We start from the raw sequence: 5,428 nt of genomic DNA on the forward strand, positions 1-5,428 counted from the left end.
TTTCGTCGCCCAGAAGCACATCATCGCCGGCCTGACCTCCGGTGCGGTGAAAGGCTAGGGCACCCAACCCACTTTTCGTGATGACGGAGATCCAATGAGAAGAATCGGTGTCGGCGTCATCGGCTGCGGGGTGATCTCCAAGGCCTATATGACCGCGATGAAGCGGTTTCCGCAGATCGAGCTGAAGGCCGTGGCGGACATGCGCTCGGGGCCTGCGCAGGAGCGCGGCCGCGAATTCGGCGTGCCGGGGATGCGGGTCGACGAGCTGCTCAAGCTCGACGACATCGAGATCGTCGTCAATCTCACGGTGCCGCTCGCCCACACCGACGTCAGCCTCGCCGTGCTCAATGCCGGCAAGCACGTCCATTCGGAAAAGCCGCTCGGCGTCGACATGGTGGAAGCGCGCAAGGTCATGGAGCTTGCCGAGCGCAAGGGCTTGCGCGTCGGCTGCGCGCCGGACACGTTTCTCGGCGGTGGACACCAGACCGCGCGAAAACTGATCGACGCCGGCGCGATCGGCACGCCGGTCGCGGGAACGGCCATGTTCGGCTGCCCCGGCCACGAGCGCTGGCATCCGGCGCCCGGCTTCTATTATCTGCGCGGCGGCGGGCCGATGCTCGACATGGGGCCTTACTACATCACCGACCTGATCCAGCTCCTGGGGCCGATCGCGAGTGTGATGGGATCGGCGAGCCGTCCGCGGAGCGAACGCATCGTCGGCAACGGCCCGCTCAAGGGCACGTCTATTCCGGTGCAGGTCGCGACCCACGTCGCGGGCACGCTGGAATTCGCCTCCGGCGCCGTCATCTCGATCTGCATGAGTTTTGACGTGCCAAAGCACATGCATGCGCCGATCGAGATCTACGGCACCGAGGGTAGCCTGCTGGTCCCGGATCCGAACCGGTTCGGCGGCAACGTGATGACAGCGAACATCGGTTGCGACTGGCAAACGCAGCCTCACAGCCACGCCCATACAGAGGGCGAGTTCCGCTCGATCGGCGTCGCCGACATGGCCGCAGCCATCATCGGCAACCGTCCGCACCGGGCCAGCGGCGCGCTGGCGCTGCATGCGCTCGAGGCGATGGAGGCGTTCCAGATCTCGTCCGAGAGGGGCGCGCGCATCAAGCTGGAGACCACGGTCGAACGTCCGGCGATGTTGCCGGCAGGGCTTTCGGACGGACAATTGGACTGAAGGGGGTTAAGGAATGACACGGAAGGCAATGATCGTCTGGGGCGGCTGGCCCGGCCATGACCCCGATTTGTGCGCGGCCATGATCCAAGGCTGGCTGACCGGGGAGGGGTTTGAAGTCCGCCTGGAGACGCAGACCTCGGCCTTTCTCGATCCGGAGCTTGCGAGCTATGCGCTGGTGATCCCGATCTACACCATGGCGAAGATCGAGAAGGCCGAGGCCGCCGCACTCTGCGAGGCCGTGAAAGGCGGCGTCGGGCTCGCTGGCCATCATGGCGGCATGTGCGATGCCTTTCGCGAGGCGGTCGACTACCAGTTCATGTGCGGCGGCCAATGGGTCGCCCATCCCGGCAACATCATCGACTACAGGGTCGACATCACAAGGCCCGACGATCCGATCGCGGCGGGACTTTCCAGTTTCGAGCACCGCTCGGAGCAGTATTACATGCACGTCGACCCCGCCAATGAGGTGCTGGCGACCACGACCTTTTCCGGCGAGCATGCGCCGTGGACCAAGGGCGTGGTGATGCCGGTGGTCTGGAAGAAGCGCTTTGGCGAGGGGCGGGTGTTCTATTCCTCGCTCGGCCATCGAGCCTACGAGCTCGACGTGCCGGAAATCCGTACGCTGATGACCCGGGGAATGCTGTGGGCCGCGCGATAACGCCTTCCGGATCTTGGAGCGGATCACACCAGCCCCTTGCCGGCATCCGAGCCCTTGGCCGCTTGCCGCTTGTTGATCAGATGGATAGTGCCGAGCGCCAGCGTGATGACGGCGAAGGAGACCGCCGAGATCACCGTGCCCAGCGCGTAGATGTCCGGCTTGGTGACCGTGGTGGTCAGCCCCTGCAGTTCGAGCGGCAGGGTATTGACCGGTCCGATCGCCTGGCTGGAGCGGGCGAGCTCATCCCAGGATAGCGTGAATCCGAACAGGCCGATGCCGATCACCGACGGCAGAATGATCGGCAGCACCACATGGCGGAAGGTCTGCCAAGGCGTCGCGCCGAGGTCGCGGGCGGCCTCCTCCAGGCGGGGATCGAAACGGTTGAAGATGGCGAACATGATCAGAAGACCGAACGGCAGCGTCCAGGTCAGATGCGCGCCGAGGCCTGACGTGAACAGGCCCATCGATGTTTCGAAGTTGTCGTTCCAGTGCGCCTTGATCAGGTCGTCGACGATGCGGAACTCCAGCGAAATCCCGAGCGACGTAATGATCGATGGAACAATAAGACTGGCGATCGCCGAATAGAACAAGATGCTCTGCGCCTTGAATTTGCGGCGGAACGCCATGCCGGCGGCCACCGACAGCACGACCGTGAGTGCCATCACGACGAAGCCGAGTGCGAGCGAGCGGCGGAATGCCGTGCCGAGGTCGACGATTCCGGTGCCCTGCGTGAGCTTTGAGAACCAGAACAGCGACGCCCCGTTCATCGGGAAGGTGAGGCCGCCCTGCGGTCCCTGGAACGACAGGATGTAGATCGCCAGCATCGGGCCGTAGAGAAACAGCACGTAGGCTGCGAAGAAGGCTGACAGCACGTAGAAGCCGCGCGAGCGTCCCTCCTTCACGGTCACAGCTCCTTCCGGATGTCGACGATCCGCGACATCATGGAGATGATCAGGAAGGTAATGGCGAGCAGGATCACCGCGTTCGCCGCCGCGGCTGGGAACTGCAACGCGTTCAGCCGCGTCTCGATGATTTTTCCGGCGGCGGCGATCTGCTGGCCGCCCATCACACCGATGGTAACGAAATCGCCCATCACGATGGTGATGACGAAGATCGAGCCGATGACGATGCCGGGTTTGGCCAGGGGAATGACGACATTGACCAGCGTCTGGAAGGCTGAGGCGCCGGCATCATAGGCGGCCTCGATCAGCGCCTTGTCGATGCGGATCATGGAATTGAAGATGGGCACCACCATGAAGAAGGTGAAGAGGTGGACCAGCGCCAGCACCACGGAAAATTCGGAATAGAGCAGCCACTCCACGGGCTGCTTGATGAGGCCGACATCGACCAGCGCCGAGTTCACCAGCCCGTTGCGGCCGAGCAGCGGGATCCAGGCGATCATGCGGATGACGTTCGAGGTCCAGAACGGGATGGTGCACAGAAGCGACAGACCCATCTGCCAGGTCTTGGATTTGATATGGAAGGCAAGGAAATAGGCGACCCAGAAGCCAATGAAGAGCGTGATCGCCCAGACCAGGAAACAGAGTTCTACTGTCTTCACATAGGTCCGGCCGATGGTGCAGAGCTCTGGAAGCTTTGCGACGCAGCCCTCGAACGTGTCCGTATAGCCGCGGCCGGAGAAGGCGGGCAGCAATTGATATTCGTTGTAGTCCCAGAACGAGACGATGACGACGAAGACCAGCGGAACGAGGAAGAAGGCGAGAAATACCAGCATCATCGGCCCGGCCTGCAGCCACGAGATGAAGGATGGCCAGAAGCGCGGCCGAAGCAGGGCGCGCGCACGATCCGCCGGAGTGGCCGGGTGTTGAAACCCGCGCGCGCTGTCGATGCCCGGGACAGGCCCGGGCATCGCAGCAAGTTCCTTGTCGGTAGGAATGTCGGTCACGCCGCGATGAACTCATTCCATTTGCGGACCATGTAGTCGTTCTCGTCCATGACCGCGTTCCAGCAGGCGACGCCGCCCATGCGGTCCTCGTAAGAGCCGCCATCGCGGACCGCACCCGCCTTCTCGAGTAGCGAGCCGTCGGGCGCCTTGATGTCCTTCTCGGCCGGCTTGCCTTCCATCCAATAGGCCCACTCGTAAGGCTCCATGTTGGCCTTCGCGGTCGAGAGCACCGCCGAGTAGTAGCCCTGGCGGTTGAGATAGCCGCCCGCAAAACCGGAGAGGAACCAGTTGACGAACTCGTAGGCCCAGTCGAGCTTTTCGCCCGATACACCCTTGGAGACGCAGAAGCCCGACGCCCAGGAGCGATAGCCTTCCTTCAGCGGCTGGAAGGTGCAGGCAATCCCCATCGAGCGCACTTTTGTCACGGCCGGCGACCACATCGACTGGATCACGGTCTCACCCGATGCCATCAGGTTGACGCTCTCGTTAAAGTCCTTCCAGAAGGCGCGGAACTGACCGGACTTTTTGGCCTCGGTCATGATCTTCATCGTCAAGTCGATCTCTTCCTTGGTCATGTTGCCCTTGTCGGCATATTTGTGCTGGCCGGTGGCCTCCACCACCATGGCGGCGTCCATGATGCCGATCGAGGGAATGTTGAGGATCGAGGCCTTGCCTTTGAATTCCGAGTTCAACAGCTCGGACCAGGACTCGATCGGGCGCTTGATGAGATCAGGACGGATGCCGAGCGTATCGGCGTTGTAGACGGTCGGAATCAGCGTCACGAACTCCGTCGCCGTCTTCGAGAATGTCTTGGAGTCCTTGCCTTCGAGATAGAGCACTTTCCAGGGCGCGGTGCCCTGATCGCCGATCTTCTTGCCGCCGGGCGTCATGCCCTTGGTGAAAACCGGCGTGATGTTGTCGAATTCCTTGATCTTCTTGGCATCGAGGGCGAGGATGTTGCCCGACGGCACCAGCTTCTTCAGCGAGAAATATTCGGTATCCAGTACGTCGAACGAATTGGGCTGGGTCATCACGCGCTTGGTGACGTCGTCGGTGGTCGCGGTGATGTATTCGATCTTGATGCCGGTATCCTTCAGGCACTGTTTTGAGATGTCATCGCCCTCGTTGACGGCGGTGCCGAGATAACGCAGCACCTTGGCATCGGCCGACTTCACATAGGGCGCGCCGATGATGCCTGAGCCTGCGGCAAGGCTCGCGAGGCCAGCGGTCCCTTTCAGCAGCGTGCGACGGCTCAGGGCCTTTCGGGTCGTCTCGGTCATCGTTTTTAACTCCTCTCGGTTATGCTTGTGTTGTTGAAGGCGGCGAGGTCGGATCGTGTCGTTATTGCAAGGGCTGCGCCTTGGCCGGGTCCCACGTCGCGAGCACGCGATCTCCCGGCGTGAACGGATGGGCGTCGAAGGCATCCTCTGGCACATGGGCAAACAGCGCGGTGCCATCGTCGAGCGTCAGCGACAGCGCGACGTAGGAGCCGAGATATTCGGCATCGACCAGGCGGGCAGGGGAGCCGATAATGCCGTCGGCGAGGGCAACGACGGCGAGATGGTCGGCCCTGACCGCGATGCGCTGGCCGGCATCGCTCAGGACATTGTGGCCGCCAATGAACTTGGCCACGAATTCGGTGCGCGGGCGGTTGAAGATGTCGCGCGACGAA

Annotated in this window: 6 protein-coding genes; 2 read left to right on the plus strand and 4 right to left on the minus strand. The window is 62.5% G+C overall.

The features are described 5' to 3' along the window. Window positions 1-94 precede the first annotated feature (94 nt). Both JOZ76_RS09675 and JOZ76_RS09680 read left to right on the plus strand, forming a co-directional pair. Window positions 95-1,192, plus strand: a complete 1,098-nt coding sequence (locus JOZ76_RS09675; RefSeq protein ID WP_291698404.1) for a Gfo/Idh/MocA family protein — start codon at window positions 95-97, stop codon at window positions 1,190-1,192. Window positions 1,193-1,205: 13 nt separating this feature from the next. Beyond that, entirely contained in the window at window positions 1,206-1,850 is a 645-nt protein-coding gene (locus JOZ76_RS09680; RefSeq protein ID WP_291698405.1) for a ThuA domain-containing protein, read from the plus strand. A gap of 23 nt (window positions 1,851-1,873) precedes the next feature. Here the strand turns inward: JOZ76_RS09680 and JOZ76_RS09685 are convergent, their stop codons facing one another. The 4 genes from JOZ76_RS09685 to JOZ76_RS09700 form a co-directional block, all read right to left on the minus strand. Then, entirely contained in the window at window positions 1,874-2,752 is an 879-nt protein-coding gene (locus JOZ76_RS09685) for an ABC transporter permease (RefSeq protein WP_291698406.1), read from the minus strand. 2 nt (window positions 2,753-2,754) lie between these two features. Next, window positions 2,755-3,720: an ABC transporter permease gene (locus JOZ76_RS09690; RefSeq protein WP_441300003.1), complete on the minus strand. Its 966-nt coding sequence runs from the start codon at window positions 3,718-3,720 to the stop codon at window positions 2,755-2,757. Between the two features lie 32 nt (window positions 3,721-3,752). Beyond that, entirely contained in the window at window positions 3,753-5,036 is a 1,284-nt protein-coding gene (locus tag JOZ76_RS09695) for an ABC transporter substrate-binding protein (RefSeq protein WP_291698408.1), read from the minus strand. Window positions 5,037-5,097: 61 nt separating this feature from the next. Next, window positions 5,098-5,428, minus strand: a 331-nt coding sequence (locus tag JOZ76_RS09700; protein WP_291698409.1) for a TOBE domain-containing protein, incomplete at its 5' end; no start/stop codon positions are given.

This window comes from Bradyrhizobium sp. (genome assembly GCF_019244115.1).
GTDB lineage: Bacteria > Pseudomonadota > Alphaproteobacteria > Rhizobiales > Xanthobacteraceae > Bradyrhizobium.

Coding starts and splice junctions, on each gene's coding strand:
- JOZ76_RS09675 (WP_291698404.1), top strand. CDS start 95: ATGAGAAGAATCGGTGTCGGCGTCATCGGCTGCGGGGTGATCTCCAAG.
- JOZ76_RS09690 (WP_441300003.1), bottom strand. CDS start 3,720: ATGCCCGGGCCTGTCCCGGGCATCGACAGCGCGCGCGGGTTTCAACAC.
- JOZ76_RS09695 (WP_291698408.1), bottom strand. CDS start 5,036: ATGACCGAGACGACCCGAAAGGCCCTGAGCCGTCGCACGCTGCTGAAA.
- JOZ76_RS09680 (WP_291698405.1), top strand. CDS start 1,206: ATGACACGGAAGGCAATGATCGTCTGGGGCGGCTGGCCCGGCCATGAC.